The organism is Streptomyces sp. D2-8, from assembly GCF_023184515.1.
Classification (GTDB): domain Bacteria; phylum Actinomycetota; class Actinomycetes; order Streptomycetales; family Streptomycetaceae; genus Streptomyces.
In genome coordinates this window covers 156,049-168,909 of sequence record NZ_JAAHBP010000007.1, presented here as the reverse complement: position 1 = coordinate 168,909, position 12,861 = coordinate 156,049, and the positions used below count along the sequence as shown (strand labels likewise).

The following is a 12,861-nucleotide window of genomic DNA, read 5'->3' as shown; positions in this document are numbered from 1 at the left end:
CGTCCTTCGACCGGGCGCCGCTCTCGTCACTTATCAACGGTTGACGGACTGGATCTCCTGGACCGGCACCTGGGTGGTGGTGGCGAACGTGCCGTTGGGCAGGTCGCCGCCCGTGCCGCCCGCGCCTTCCCAGGTGATCTCCCAGGTGAGCGTCGCCTCCAGGCCGTAGGTGCCGTCTCCCGACGAGCGCAGATACCGCACGCCGCACGGAGGCGTCAGCTCCCCCTTGCCCCTGGCGTACGGCTCTCCGATGGAACCGTCGTCGTTGATCAGGCACTCACCGGACGCCGGGAGGGTTTCCGCGTCCGCTGTGCCCGGATCGAGGTGCAGGCTCACCGGCTTGGCGGTCGTGGTCGCCCACAGCCCGGTGCCGGGCAGACTCGCCGTGACGGAGACCGGCTTGAAGGCGCCTTTGTCGAGCCAGATCCAGGTGGGGGCGTTCACCGTCGACTTGCCGTCCGGGGCCAGCGAGATCTTGGTCGGCGGCACGACGGTGCGCTGGTGCGCGAGCCCGGCGAGGGTTTCGGTGTCGATGGCCTGGGGGACACGTTGTCGACCCAGAAGGGGTCCCGTGTGCAGGCCTTGGCCGCCGGGTCGTCCTTCATCTCCGGGTTCTTCACGGCCACCCACCACATGCCCTCATCGTTCTTGGCGACGTTGAAGTCCTAGTAGGGATGGCCCTTCTTGTAGTGCGCTTGGACGTCAGCGATGCCCTCCGGCTCGCCACCGGCGGACTCGTACATCGACCACTTGGCCTCGTTGAACGTCTTGAAGTCCTTGGCCTTCCAATAGGGCTCGTACCAGCAGGCCGGTGGCTCCCAGTCCACGGCTGTGGACGTGATCGGACCACTGCCCTTCGCCTTGGTGCCCTTGACCGTGATGCTGACCCGGGATTCCAGGGCCGGGCCGGAGGAATCCCCGGATGTCTTCCTCTGCTGGGAACCGACAGGGTCGAACCCTCCAGCCAAAGCCGGAGACGCCCCGAGTCCGGTCAGCGCCACGGTGAGGGCCGCCAGTCCCAGGCATCGCGTCAGGGCTGACACTTCTGCGACCCCCGGTCCTCGGTGAGGTCCCAGGTCTGCCAGACACCTTCTTGGTTCTTCTTCAGACCGAGGTTGTAGAAGACGTAGCTGTTCGGCGTGGTCTTGGTGCCCTGCAGCTTGTTTGTCTCGCGATCCTTGAGGTCTGCCTTGCTCTCGTCGACGCAGTACGTCAGAGCCGCCGACTTCTTGTCGAACACCGTCACCTGGCGGTCGAAGTAACGAAGTGTGCCGGCCCAGCTGGTCTTCTTGTCGATGGCACCCTTCGCATACTGGTAGACGCCGACCAGCGCGTTGTCCGTGTAGTAGAAGGCCATGCCCGACTTCTTCAGATCGCGGTACGCCATGGCCTGCCACACGGTGCTGACGGCACGTTCGTTGTCCGCCAGGACCGCGTCCTTGACGGCGTCGCCGGTCTGCTGCCCCTCGAAGACCAGCTTCATGTCCTCGGGCAGCTTGATCTCCGGCCGGTCGATCCCGTCCGCAGACGCGGAAACCGAAGGCGAGGCAGAGGCCTTGTCGCCCGAATCCGCTCCGGCGATCTTGTCGGACGACGACGAACCGTCACCTCCCCCCGAGCCACAGGCGGTCAGCAGCAGGGCCGCGGATGCGGTGAGCGCGGCTGTCACGAGCCGAGCGGGGCGGTTCACCGTGTCTCCCGTTGATCATGTGGGGGGATAACTCAAGCGAACCAACGCTATCGGTGGGCGAAGTCGGCGCAGCGTCGAGGGCTTCGCACTCGCAGATCAGCCCAGCCTCTTCGTCAACGCGTACTCCGTGATCCCCGGCGGATAGTCCGGGATCACGCACACCACGTCGTACCCCTGCTTCTCGTAGAACCTCGGGGCCTGGAAGTCCCAGGTCTCCAGGCGGGCCGAGCGGCAGCCGCGGGACGTGGTCGCGATGTGTTCCGCCTGCGCGAGCAACCGTGCGCCCAGGCCCCTGCCGCGGTGGCGTTCGTCGACCCAGAGGTAGGTCACGTGGAGCCATGTCGCCCAGGTGTGGCCGACCAGGCCGCCGGCGAGGTCGTCGTCCCTGTCGTTCACAGCCCACACATGCAAGGGGACGTCCCTTTCGTCCGGTGTTCCGACCAGGGCGCGCAGGATCGGAGAGGCGGCTGTGTTCGTGTCCCGCAGGCGGGTGCGGAGCAGATCACGTCGGGCCTTGTCGACTTCTGTCTCAAGACGGAACATGCGGCACACCATAAACGCGTCGGTCAGTCAGTTCTGCAAATAACCTTCCGCTCCGGGCCCCCGTCCGTACCCTGATGAACAGCACCGGTGGGGGCCGGTGCCGATCAGGGGGCGAGACAGCCGGGTACGACGCCCGGGGTGGGGGTAGCGGTTACTGCACGGCGGCGGCCGTGCGGCTGCGGCGACCCGAACAGGCTGCTGCGGCAAGGACGAACGGTCAGACGCAGCAGATCCGGACACTCCGGCGTCGTACCCGCGCGGTGTCATCCTCCGACGATGGGGTAGCCCCTGCTCTTCGGGAGCTCGGGGAAGGGGGTTTCGTGGTTCGCATCCGAGTGCTGGTCGTCGACGACCATCGCATCTTCGCCGAGTCACTCGCGGCGGCCTTGGCCGCCGAGCCCGATGTCGACGTCTCCGCGGCCGGCAGTGGCCCGGCCGCGCTGCGCAGCCTGGAGCGGGCGGTCGCCGAGGGGCGGCGGTTCGACGTGCTGCTCGTGGACGCCGACCTCGGCGGCAAGGTGCCGGGCGCCCGCCCGGCCGTACCCGTGCAGGAGGGCAACGAGGACGGACTCGTCGACGGGATATCCCTCGTCACGGGAGTGCGCTCCGCGCAGCCCAACGTACGGATCGTCGTGCTCGCCGAGAAGGACGATCCGCGGCGGGCCGCGCTCGCCCTGCAGGCCGGCGCCTCCGGGTGGGTGGCGAAGGACTGCTCGCTGTCCCGGCTGCTCACGGTCATCCGGGGCGTGCTGCGGGACGAGACCCATCTGCCGCCCGCCCTGCTGACGGGCGTGCTGCGGGAGCTCACCGCCGCCCGCAAGCACCGCACCGAGAGCGAGCGGCTCGTCGAGTCCCTCACTCCGCGTGAGCGGGAAGTGCTGCGGTGCATGGTGGCGGGGCTGGGGCGCAAGGCCGTCGCCGAGCGCCTGTATCTGTCGCCGCACACCGTGCGGACTCATATGCAGAACGTTCTCGGCAAGCTCGGCGTGCACTCCACCCTCGCCGCCGTCGCCCTCGCGCGGCGGGCCGGGGTCGGGCCCGCGGACCTAGCCGGGGATGTTGTCGAACGGGGCGGTCAGCTGGCGTAGCAGCCCCGCCAGATCGCCGCGCTGCGCTCGGGAGAGCTCCGCGAGGATCGCGCGCTCCTGGTCCAGCAGACCCGCCAGGGCCTGGTCCGCGCGGTCCCGGCCCTCGTCCGTCAGCCGGACCAGGACGCCGCGGCGGTCGCTGGGGTCGGGGAGCCGTTCCACCAGGCCCTTCTTGGCCAGGCGGTCGATGCGGTTCGTCATCGTGCCCGAAGTGACCAGGGTCTGAGTGAGGAGCTGTCCCGGCGAGAGCTGATACGGCGTGCCCGCGCGGCGCAGGGCCGTCAGGACGTCGAACTCCCACGGCTCCAGATTGTGCTCCGCGAACGCCAGCCGCCGTGCCCGGTCCAGATGCCGCGCCAGTCTGCTCACGCGGCTGAGCACCTCGAGCGGTTCCACGTCGAGGTCCGGGCGCTCCCGGCGCCACGCTGCGACCAGCCGATCGACCTCGTCCTCCATGACGATCAGTGTAGTGGTTGTGTCGACGTAGAGTCTCTTGATGTCCAGTTTCTTGACATCGAGATACTGAGGGGATCACGCTGGGTGCGCGTCCCGCACGGTCACCACCAGGACACCAGGAGGACCCATGCCCGCAGCCGCCCCCACCTGGGACCCCGCCCAGTACCTCCGTCACGCAGACCACCGCGCCCGTCCCTTCACCGACCTCCTCGCCCGCGTCCCCGACCTGCCCACGCGACCGCCCGCAGGCCATCCCCGCATCGCCGACCTCGGCTGCGGCCCCGGCAACGTCACCACGCTGCTCGCCGCCCGCTGGCCCACCGCCCGGATCACCGGCTACGACAACTCGCCCGAGATGCTCGACAAGGCCCACGTCGACCACGAGGGGCCCACGTCCGGCGGCGGGCGTCTCGACTTCGGCCACGCCGACGCACGGACATGGACGCCGGACGAGCCGTACGACCTGATCGTCAGCAACGCCACGCTGCAGTGGGTGCCGGGGCACGTCGAGCGGTTCGCCGGCTGGGTGGCCGGGCTGAAACCCGGCGGCACCCTCGCCTTCCAGGTGCCGGGCAACTTCGACGCCCCCAGCCACCGGCTCATGCGCGAACTCGCCGCCTCCCCGCGCTGGCGCGGCCGGCTCGCCGACGCCCTGCGCCACGACGACGCCGTCCTCACCCCCGAGGCCTACCTCGCGCGGCTGACGTCCCTCGGCTGCGCGGCCGACGTATGGGAGACGACGTACATCCATCTGCTCCAGGGCGAGGACCCGGTGCTCGACTGGGTGAAGGGGACCGGCCTGCGGCCCGTGCTGACCGCGCTCGCCGAGGAGCCCGAGGCGCGGGAGGCCTTCGTCGCCGAGTACCGGGCGGCCCTGCGCGAGGCCTATCCGGCCGGCCCGCACGGCACACCGTTCCCGTTCCGCCGGGTGTTCGCGGTGGCCCGGAAACGAGGGTGACCGGTGGTCAGGCGGTGCGGCCGAGGTGGGTGACGAGGATGTGGATCACGTCGTCGTCGATGGCGTAGATGACGCGGTAGCCGCCGACGCGGAGCCGGCGGAAATCCCAGCCGTAAGGGGTGGAGGCGGCGGGACGTGGAGTTTCGGCGAGGGCGTCGACGGCTTCGTACACGGCGGCGAGCCCGTCAGGATCGTCCTTGAGGAAGCGCACCGCCGCGTTCGTGGCGTTCGGCTCCCAGATGATGCGGTAGGTCACGGGCGCAGCCCCAGCATGCGCCCGACCTCTTCGTGCGCAATGCCCTCGCCGAGCGTGCCCTCCGCCTTGCGTCGCTGATAGTCGGCGACAGCCAGTGCGTCCTCGAGATCCTCTATCACCTGCGGAGACACGAGCAGCGCGGCCACATGGCCGTGGTCGGTGATGGCGATGGTCTCGCGGCTGTGGGCCGCGCGCCGGACCAGGTCGCCGAGCTGGGAACGGGCGGAGCTGATCGTGATCTCAGTCATGCGCACATGGTGCCACAAGGTTAATCTCGTGGCACCATGGGTTCAGCTCTTGCGGCGTCCTATCAGGTGCGGCTTGGCCTCTATGCCGTCCAGGCCGTGCCACGCCAGGTTCACCAGGTGTGCGGCCACCTCGGCCTTCTTCGGCCTGCGCACGTCCAGCCACCACTGGCCGGTCAGGGCGACCATGCCGACCAGGGCCTGCGCGTACAGCGGGGCCAGCTTGGGGTCGAAGCCGCGGCTCTTGAACTCGCGGCCCAGGATGTCCTCCACCTGCGTGGCGATGTCCGAGATCAGCGAGGCGAAGGAGCCCGTCGACTGGGGGATGGGGGAGTCACGGACCAGGATGCGGAAACCGTCCGTGTACTCCTCGATGTAGTCCAGCAGGGCGAACGCCGCCTGCTCGCACAGTTCGCGGGGGTGACCGGCCGTGAGCGAGCTGGTCACCATGTCCAGCAGGCGCCGCATCTCACGGTCCACCACGACCGCGTACAGCCCTTCCTTGCCGCCGAAGTGCTCGTAGACCACCGGCTTGGAGACCCCGGCCTTCGCCGCGATCTCCTCCACCGACGTGCCTTCGAACCCCTTCGCCGCGAAGAGCGTGCGACCGATCTCCAGCAGTTGCTGACGGCGCTCGGCGCCGGTCATCCGGGTGCGACGTGCTCGCCGCGGCTTGTCGTTGCTGGGGGTGCTGCTCGAGTCGGTCGCCACAGCGACCATCATGCCGCCTCGACGGGCTCCTTCCCCTGCCGGGAGCCGCCTTCCCCGCCGTTACGGCGCGAATCGATACGGGAGCGTGACGGCCAGCGCACGTCGTACGCCCAGCCCGCCATCTCGAACCACCGGATCAGCCGGGCGGACGAATCCAGCTGGCCGCGCATCACCCCGTGCCGCGCCGAGGTCGGGTCGGCGTGGTGCAGGTTGTGCCAGGACTCACCGCAGGACAGGATCGCCAGCCACCACACGTTGCCCGAACGGTCCCGCGACTTGAAGGGGCGCTTGCCGACCGCGTGGCAGATCGAGTTGATCGACCAGGTCACGTGGTGCAGCAGGGCCACCCGGACGAGCGAACCCCAGAAGAACGCGGTGAACGCGCCCCACCAGGACATCGTGACCAGACCGCCGATCAGCGGCGGGAGCCCCAGCGACACCACCGTCCACAGGACGAACTGGCGGGAGATGTTGCGGAGCGTTTTGTCCTTGATCAGGTCCGGGGCGTACTTCTCCTGCGACGTCTGCTCCTCATCGAACATCCATCCGATGTGCGCCCACCACAGGCCCTTCATCAGGGCCGGCAGGGTCTCGCCGAACCGCCACGGCGAGTGCGGATCGCCCTCCGCGTCGGAGAACTTGTGATGCTTGCGGTGATCGGCCACCCAGCGCACCAGCGGACCCTCGACCGCCATGGACCCCGCGACCGCCAGCGCGATCTTCAGCGGCCGCTTGGCCTTGAAGGAACCATGGGTGAAGTGACGGTGGAAGCCGATCGTGATGCCGTGGCACCCCAGGTAGTAGAAGAAGACCAGCAGACCGAGGTCCAGCCAGCTCACCCCCCAGCCCCACGCCAGCGGCACCGCCGCCAGCAGCGCGAGGAACGGAACGGTGATGAAGAGGAGGAGGGCGATCTGCTCGATGGACCGCTTCTTCTCGCCGCCCAGCGTGGCGGTGGCGGCATCGGTGGCCTGACCGGGCGCCTCGGGGGCGTCCTCGATCACGTCGGAACTACTGGTCATACGCGTCCCCTGGGGGGTATGTGGATGGAGATGGAGTGGCCGGGGCACGTGAACCGTGACGTGCTTCCTACGGTTCCGTAACCTACGGCATCGTAAGTATGGCAGTGCGTCGCCCGGCGGCAAGAGCCCGCGAGCCTGCGCGTCCCGGCCGACACCTATCCTGGAGTCGGTCGGACAGCGCGGTCCGCTCTGATTTCTTCCCGGATGTCCGATCCGTATGCGGCGCCCCGCCGCGCGAGACGCCGTCCGGGTTCCCCTCCCAGACGAGCTTCAACACTGCAAGGAGCCGCACCTGTGAGCAGTGCCGACGACCAGACCACGACGACGAGCAGTGAGCTGCGAGCCGACATCCGCCGGCTGGGCGACCTCCTCGGCGAGACCCTCGTCCGCCAAGAAGGCCCCGAGCTGCTGGAACTCGTCGAGAAGGTCCGCCGCCTCACCCGTGAGGACGGCGAAGCCGCCGCCGAGCTGCTGCGCGGCACCGAACTCGACACCGCGGCCAAGCTGGTCCGCGCCTTCTCCACTTACTTCCACCTGGCCAACGTCACCGAGCAGGTCCACCGCGGCCGCGAGCTGCGCGCCCGCCGCGCCGCCGAGGGCGGACTCCTCGCCCGTACGGCCGACCGGCTCAAGGACGCCGACCCCGAGCACCTGCGCGAGACGGTCCGCAACCTCAACGTGCGCCCCGTCTTCACGGCCCACCCCACCGAGGCCGCACGCCGCTCGGTCCTGAACAAGCTCCGGCGCATCGCCGCGCTCCTGGAGACCCCGGTCATCGAGTCCGACCGGCGCCGCCTGGACACCCGACTGGCCGAGAACATCGACCTCGTCTGGCAGACCGACGAACTCCGCGTCGTGCGCCCCGAGCCCGCCGACGAGGCCCGCAACGCCATCTACTACCTCGACGAACTCCACGCCAACGCCGTCGGCGACGTCCTGGAGGACCTCACCGCCGAACTGGAGCGCGCCGGGGTCAAGCTCCCCGACGAAACCCGCCCCCTCACCTTCGGCACCTGGATCGGCGGCGACCGCGACGGCAACCCCAACGTCACCCCCCAGGTGACCTGGGACGTCCTCATCCTCCAGCACGAACACGGCATCAACGACGCCCTGGAGACGATCGACGAACTCCGCGGCTTCCTCTCCAACTCCATCCGCTACGCCGGCGCCACCGAGGAACTCCTGACCTCCCTCCAGGCCGACCTGGAGAACCTCCCCGAGATCAGCCCCCGCTACAAGCGCCTCAACGCCGAAGAGCCCTACCGGCTCAAGGCCACCTGCATCCGGCAGAAGCTGGAGAACACCAAGAAGCGCCTTGCCGAGGGCACCGCCCACGTGCCCGGCCGCGACTACCTCGGCACCGGCCAGCTCCTCGCCGACCTGCGGATCATCCAGGACTCCCTGCGCGAACACCGCGGCAGCCTCTTCGCCGACGGACGCCTCGCCCGCACCATCCGCACCCTCGCCGCCTTCGGCCTCCAGCTCGCCACCATGGACGTCCGCGAACACGCCGACGCCCACCACCACGCCCTCGGCCAGCTCTTCGACCGGCTCGGCGAGGAATCCTGGCGCTACGCCGACATGCCCCGCGACTACCGCGCCAAGCTCCTCGCCAAGGAACTGCGCTCCCGTCGCCCCCTCGCCCCCACCCCGGCACCCGTCGACGCGCCCGGCGAGAAGACCCTCGGCGTCTTCGGCACCGTCAAGCGCGCCCTGGAGGTCTTCGGACCCGAGGTCATCGAGTCGTACATCATCTCCATGTGCCAGGGCGCTGACGACGTCTTCGCCGCCGCCGTCCTCGCCCGCGAGGCCGGCCTCGTCGACCTGCACGCCGGCTGGGCCAAGATCGGCATCGTGCCGCTGCTCGAGACCACCGACGAGCTCAAGGCAGCCGACACCATCCTGGAGGACATGCTCTCCGACCCCTCCTACCGGCGCCTCGTCGCCCTGCGCGGGGACGTCCAGGAAGTCATGCTCGGCTACTCCGACTCCTCCAAGTTCGGCGGCATCACCACCAGCCAGTGGGAGATCCACCGCGCCCAGCGCCGCCTGCGCGACGTCGCCCACCGCTACGGCGTACGCCTGCGCCTCTTCCACGGCCGCGGCGGCACCGTCGGCCGCGGCGGCGGCCCCACCCACGACGCCATCCTCGCCCAGCCCTGGGGCACCCTCGAGGGCGAGATCAAGGTGACCGAACAGGGCGAGGTCATCTCCGACAAGTACCTCATCCCCTCCCTGGCCAGGGAGAACCTGGAGCTGACGGTCGCCGCCACGCTCCAGGCGTCCGCCCTGCACACAGCCCCCCGCCAGTCCGACGAGGCCCTCGCCCGCTGGGACGCCGCGATGGACGTCGTCTCCGACGCCGCCCACGCCGCCTACCGCGAACTCGTCGAGGACCCCGACCTGCCGACGTACTTCCTCGCTTCCACGCCGGTCGACCAGCTCGCCGACCTGCACCTGGGCTCGCGGCCCTCCCGCCGCCCCGGCTCGGGCGTGTCGCTCGACGGGCTGCGCGCCATCCCGTGGGTCTTCGGCTGGACCCAGTCACGGCAGATCGTGCCCGGCTGGTTCGGCGTGGGCTCCGGCCTGAAGGCGCTGCGCGAGGCGGGCCTTGACACCGTCCTCGACGAGATGCACGGACAGTGGCACTTCTTCCGCAACTTCATCTCCAACGTCGAGATGACCCTGGCCAAGACCGACCTGCGGATCGCCCAGCACTACGTCGACACCCTCGTCCCCGACGAGCTCAAGCACGTCTTCGACACCATCAAGGCCGAACACGAACTGACCATCCGCGAAGTCCTGCGCGTCACCGGCGAAGCCGAACTCCTCGACGCCGCACCCGTCCTGAAGCAGACCTTCACCATCCGCGACGCCTACCTCGACCCCATCTCCTACCTCCAGGTCGCCCTGCTCAAGCGGCAGCGCGACGCGGCCGCCGCCGGCGAACAGCCCGACCCGCTCCTCGCCCGCGCCCTGCTCCTCACCGTCAACGGCGTGGCAGCCGGCCTGCGCAACACCGGCTGAACCACCCCGGACACCACCGTGCCCCCGAGCCGTACAGGCTCGGGGGCACGGTGCGTTCCACATCAGCCGCGGCCGAACCTCCGGCGCCGCAGCACCAGGAACCCGCCGCCCGCCACCAGCACCGCCGCCACACCGGACAGCAGGCCCACCGGAGCCCCGTTGCCCGTCTCGGCGAGGTCACCACCGGCACCGCCCTGCGGCGACGGCGACGACGACGGCGACGAGGACACCGGCACATCCCCGCCGGCCGACGAACTCGGCGACGCCGACCCGGACGGCTCACCCGACGGCGCCCCGGACGCCCCCGCCGAAGGCGACACGGACGCCGAACCGGACGGCGTCACACCACCTGGCTCCTGCTCGTCCTCGCACTCCGACCAGAACACCTTGTGCTTGGCGGACCCCTTCTCGCCCTCGAAGTTCCAGAACAGCTTGTAGTGCCCGTCGGGCAGCGACAGATCCTCACTGCGGCCGTGACCCTGGGCGTCCAGCGTCAGCGCACCGGACTCCACCGTCTCCCCCTTGTTCTCACTCGGCGGGATCGCGTCGATGCGCCAGTCCACCTCCTGACCGCCGTCGAAACCGAAGGCATCAAGGTAGAAGGCGCACACATGCGGCTCGTTACGACGCAGCTCCTCGCCCGTCGAGGCGTCATGGATCTTCACCGTGCCGTTGTCACCACCAGGAGTGGCGTGGGCGGCCGGAGCAAGCAGAAGGACAGCGGAAGCGGCGGCGCAGACAGCGCCGAAACGCGAGAAGGTTCGCATGGGGAAGTAGTCCATCTTCGAGAAGTGACCGGGAAGATGTGGAGGGGGCGGCTCAGCTTCCAGCCTCGCCCGGCAGCACGTCAATCACGAACACACAACGCTCGCCCCCTCCACAGAAGGAAAGAACGCTCCAACCCCTCAGACGGTCACGAAAGCGGCCGTCAGCAACGCCACCCCCGACAACGCCATCACCCACGCCAACCGCGTCCGCAGCAGACCACCCGCCACCACGACCGACGCCAGCAACAGCGCACCACCCAGCGGAATCCACGCGTACAGCACCCCCGCCGGGCCCGAACGCACCGCGTCATCACCGCCGGGCTTCACGACCACCGTGTACGTCCGGCCCCGCTCCACCGCGACCGACTTCTCCAGCACCACCCGCGCCCGGGGCTGCCACCCCTCCGACGACGGCGTGAACCGGCCCCAGCACGCCTCCGGCCCGCACCGCGCCACATCGACCGTGCCCCGCTCCCGGCCCTTCGTCAGCATCACGTGCTGCGCCGTACCCCACGACGCCCACACACCCGCGATCAGGATCAACACCGCGACCGCACCCATCGCCGCGAACCGCCCGAACCGCAGCACGACGGCCGAGACCTGGGACGAAGAGGTGGCATGGGCAGGCATGGCCGGGATCATTGGCCATGCCTGAACGACCCGTCAACCTCGGTGGGTGACAAGTCAGGAGTTGTACGTGCTTTGCGCCCGCTCCAGCCCCTCGATCACCAACGCCTCCACCGCGTCCGCCGCCCGGTCCACGAAGTAGTCCAGCTCCTTGCGCTCCGCCGACGAGAAATCCTTCAGCACGAAGTCCGCCACCGGCATCCGCCCCGGCGGCCGCCCGATCCCGAACCGCACCCGGTGATACTCCGCACCGAACGCCTTCGTCATCGACTTCAGACCGTTGTGCCCGTTGTCCCCGCCACCCAGCTTCAGCCGCAACATCCCGTAGTCGATGTCCAACTCGTCATGCACCGCCACCACATGGCCCACCGGCACCTTGTAGAAATCCCGCAGCGCGTTCACCGGCCCGCCCGACAGATTCATGTACGACATCGGCTTCGCCAGCACCACCCGCCGGTTCAACGGCCCCGGCGGCCCGATCCGGCCCTCCACGACCTGCGCCTGCGCCCGCCCGGCCCGCTTGAACCTCCCCCCGACCCGGTCCGCCAGCAGATCGGCCACCATGAAACCCACGTTGTGCCGGTTCCCCGCATACTCCGGCCCCGGATTGCCCAGCCCCACGATCAGCCAGGGAGCGGCCGCATCGGTCGTCACGTCCATGTCTCCTTCATACGCGTCGGCCGCCGCCCCGCACGGGAGCAGCGGCCGACGAAACGACGACGAAGAGGATCAGGCCTCAGCGGCCTCTTCGCCCTCGGCCTCTCCACCCTCCGGGGCCTCCTCGGCCTGCGCGGCCAGGACCTGAAGGACGACGGTGTCCTCCTCGACGGCCAGGGTCGTGCCCTTCGGCAGCGTGATGTCCTTCGCGAGGATGGAGTCACCGGCCGCCAGACCCTCGATGGAGACGGTCACGGACTCCGGGATGTGCGTCGCCTCGGCCTCGACCGGCAGCGCGTTCAGCACGTGCTCCAGCAGGAAGGCACCCGGGGCCAGCTCACCCTCGGTGTGGACGTAGACGTCGACGTTGACCTGCTCGCCGCGCTTCACCAGCAGCAGGTCCACGTGCTCCAGGAAACCCTTCAGCGGGTCACGCTGCACGGACTTCGGAATCGCCAGCTCGTTCTTCTTGCCGTCGATGTCCAGCGCGATCAGCACGTTCGGCGTACGCAGCGCCATCAGCAGGTCGTGACCCGGCAGGGTCAGGTGCAGCGGGTCCGAACCGTGCCCGTACAGGACACCCGGAACCTTGTCTTCACGACGGATACGGCGCGCGGCACCCTTGCCGAACTCGGTGCGCGTCGCGGCGGAGATCTTCACCTCGGACATAATCACTCCTCGAAATCAGAACGGACGTGGTCACCCGGCCACGAACGGCCTGCTACGAAGAGCGCGTCGATAACGGATCACCGCATCCCACCCACGGGAAACGGCCTCCCTCGCCGAGCAACTTCAGCAGTCTACTCGGCAAGGG

The 12,861-nt window shown here is 69.3% G+C and carries 16 protein-coding genes; 3 read left to right on the top strand and 13 right to left on the bottom strand.

The window, feature by feature from the left end; translation table 11 throughout:
* Positions 1 to 33 precede the first annotated feature (33 nt).
* The 4 genes from G3I77_RS14435 to G3I77_RS14420 form a co-directional block, all read right to left on the bottom strand.
* Positions 34 to 489, bottom strand: a complete 456-nt coding sequence (locus tag G3I77_RS14435) for a hypothetical protein (protein ID WP_248503733.1) — start codon at positions 487 to 489, stop codon at positions 34 to 36.
* 176 nt (positions 490 to 665) lie between these two features.
* Positions 666 to 1,043, bottom strand: coding sequence for a hypothetical protein (locus tag G3I77_RS14430; RefSeq protein ID WP_248503731.1), 378 nt, complete (start codon positions 1,041 to 1,043; stop codon positions 666 to 668).
* Positions 1,031 to 1,690 (bottom strand): hypothetical protein, encoded by a 660-nt coding sequence (locus G3I77_RS14425; protein ID WP_248503728.1) that lies wholly within the window; start codon positions 1,688 to 1,690, stop codon positions 1,031 to 1,033. The genes G3I77_RS14430 and G3I77_RS14425 overlap by 13 nt, the downstream gene beginning before the upstream one ends.
* A 96-nt stretch (positions 1,691 to 1,786) precedes the next feature.
* Positions 1,787 to 2,245 carry an N-acetyltransferase gene (locus G3I77_RS14420; RefSeq protein ID WP_248503725.1) on the bottom strand — a complete coding sequence of 153 codons (459 nt, stop codon included), beginning with the start codon at positions 2,243 to 2,245 and terminating at the stop codon, positions 1,787 to 1,789.
* Between the two features lie 308 nt (positions 2,246 to 2,553).
* Here G3I77_RS14420 and G3I77_RS14415 point away from each other — a divergent pair, with 308 nt between their 5' ends.
* Complete coding sequence (locus G3I77_RS14415) at positions 2,554 to 3,321, top strand: response regulator transcription factor (protein ID WP_248503722.1); 768 nt, start codon at positions 2,554 to 2,556, stop codon at positions 3,319 to 3,321.
* Here G3I77_RS14415 and tamR read toward each other — a convergent pair.
* Positions 3,280 to 3,777, bottom strand: coding sequence for a MarR family transcriptional regulator TamR (gene tamR, locus G3I77_RS14410; RefSeq protein WP_161369771.1), 498 nt, complete (start codon positions 3,775 to 3,777; stop codon positions 3,280 to 3,282). The genes G3I77_RS14415 and tamR overlap by 42 nt on opposite strands.
* A 127-nt stretch (positions 3,778 to 3,904) precedes the next feature.
* On the opposite strand from tamR, the gene G3I77_RS14405 reads away from it, so the two are divergent.
* Positions 3,905 to 4,735: a trans-aconitate 2-methyltransferase gene (locus G3I77_RS14405; RefSeq protein WP_248503719.1), complete on the top strand. Its 831-nt coding sequence runs from the start codon at positions 3,905 to 3,907 to the stop codon at positions 4,733 to 4,735.
* A gap of 7 nt (positions 4,736 to 4,742) precedes the next feature.
* Here G3I77_RS14405 and G3I77_RS14400 read toward each other — a convergent pair whose 3' ends face one another.
* Genes G3I77_RS14400 through G3I77_RS14385 form a run of 4 tightly spaced genes read right to left on the bottom strand, consistent with a single transcriptional unit; the run spans position 4,743 to position 6,969 of the window.
* A complete protein-coding gene (locus G3I77_RS14400; RefSeq protein ID WP_248503716.1) occupies positions 4,743 to 4,991 on the bottom strand; it encodes a type II toxin-antitoxin system RelE/ParE family toxin in 249 nt (82 codons plus the stop codon).
* Complete coding sequence (locus G3I77_RS14395) at positions 4,988 to 5,239, bottom strand: type II toxin-antitoxin system Phd/YefM family antitoxin (protein ID WP_248503714.1); 252 nt, start codon at positions 5,237 to 5,239, stop codon at positions 4,988 to 4,990. The genes G3I77_RS14400 and G3I77_RS14395 overlap by 4 nt, the downstream gene beginning before the upstream one ends.
* Before the next feature lie 42 nt (positions 5,240 to 5,281).
* Complete coding sequence (locus G3I77_RS14390; protein ID WP_248503713.1) at positions 5,282 to 5,959, bottom strand: TetR/AcrR family transcriptional regulator; 678 nt, start codon at positions 5,957 to 5,959, stop codon at positions 5,282 to 5,284.
* Positions 5,956 to 6,969 carry a fatty acid desaturase gene (locus G3I77_RS14385; protein WP_248503712.1) on the bottom strand — a complete coding sequence of 338 codons (1,014 nt, stop codon included), beginning with the start codon at positions 6,967 to 6,969 and terminating at the stop codon, positions 5,956 to 5,958. The genes G3I77_RS14390 and G3I77_RS14385 overlap by 4 nt, the downstream gene beginning before the upstream one ends.
* Positions 6,970 to 7,263: 294 nt before the next feature.
* On the opposite strand from G3I77_RS14385, the gene ppc reads away from it, so the two are divergent.
* Positions 7,264 to 9,996, top strand: a complete 2,733-nt coding sequence (ppc, locus tag G3I77_RS14380) for a phosphoenolpyruvate carboxylase (RefSeq protein WP_248503711.1) — start codon at positions 7,264 to 7,266, stop codon at positions 9,994 to 9,996.
* A gap of 62 nt (positions 9,997 to 10,058) precedes the next feature.
* Here ppc and G3I77_RS14375 read toward each other — a convergent pair whose 3' ends face one another.
* The 4 genes from G3I77_RS14375 to G3I77_RS14360 form a co-directional block, all read right to left on the bottom strand.
* Entirely contained in the window at positions 10,059 to 10,763 is a 705-nt protein-coding gene (locus G3I77_RS14375) for an LPXTG cell wall anchor domain-containing protein (RefSeq protein ID WP_248503710.1), read from the bottom strand.
* Positions 10,764 to 10,901: 138 nt separating this feature from the next.
* On the bottom strand, positions 10,902 to 11,405 hold the full coding sequence (locus tag G3I77_RS14370; protein ID WP_248503707.1) for a hypothetical protein: 504 nt from the start codon (positions 11,403 to 11,405) through the stop codon (positions 10,902 to 10,904).
* A gap of 42 nt (positions 11,406 to 11,447) precedes the next feature.
* Positions 11,448 to 12,050, bottom strand: coding sequence for an aminoacyl-tRNA hydrolase (gene pth / locus G3I77_RS14365; RefSeq protein ID WP_030844875.1), 603 nt, complete (start codon positions 12,048 to 12,050; stop codon positions 11,448 to 11,450).
* Between the two features lie 69 nt (positions 12,051 to 12,119).
* Positions 12,120 to 12,716: a 50S ribosomal protein L25/general stress protein Ctc gene (locus G3I77_RS14360; protein ID WP_248503705.1), complete on the bottom strand. Its 597-nt coding sequence runs from the start codon at positions 12,714 to 12,716 to the stop codon at positions 12,120 to 12,122.
* Positions 12,717 to 12,861: the final 145 nt, after the last annotated feature.

Bases quoted from the DNA above. Each gene is read 5' to 3' on its own strand.
- pth (WP_030844875.1), bottom strand. From the start codon at position 12,050: ATGGACGTGACGACCGATGCGGCCGCTCCCTGGCTGATCGTGGGGCTG.
- G3I77_RS14375 (WP_248503710.1), bottom strand. From the start codon at position 10,763: ATGCGAACCTTCTCGCGTTTCGGCGCTGTCTGCGCCGCCGCTTCCGCT.
- G3I77_RS14370 (WP_248503707.1), bottom strand. From the start codon at position 11,405: ATGATCCCGGCCATGCCTGCCCATGCCACCTCTTCGTCCCAGGTCTCG.
- tamR (WP_161369771.1), bottom strand. From the start codon at position 3,777: ATGGAGGACGAGGTCGATCGGCTGGTCGCAGCGTGGCGCCGGGAGCGC.
- G3I77_RS14385 (WP_248503712.1), bottom strand. From the start codon at position 6,969: ATGACCAGTAGTTCCGACGTGATCGAGGACGCCCCCGAGGCGCCCGGT.
- G3I77_RS14390 (WP_248503713.1), bottom strand. From the start codon at position 5,959: ATGATGGTCGCTGTGGCGACCGACTCGAGCAGCACCCCCAGCAACGAC.
- G3I77_RS14420 (WP_248503725.1), bottom strand. From the start codon at position 2,245: ATGGTGTGCCGCATGTTCCGTCTTGAGACAGAAGTCGACAAGGCCCGA.
- G3I77_RS14360 (WP_248503705.1), bottom strand. From the start codon at position 12,716: ATGTCCGAGGTGAAGATCTCCGCCGCGACGCGCACCGAGTTCGGCAAG.
- G3I77_RS14395 (WP_248503714.1), bottom strand. From the start codon at position 5,239: ATGACTGAGATCACGATCAGCTCCGCCCGTTCCCAGCTCGGCGACCTG.
- G3I77_RS14405 (WP_248503719.1), top strand. From the start codon at position 3,905: ATGCCCGCAGCCGCCCCCACCTGGGACCCCGCCCAGTACCTCCGTCAC.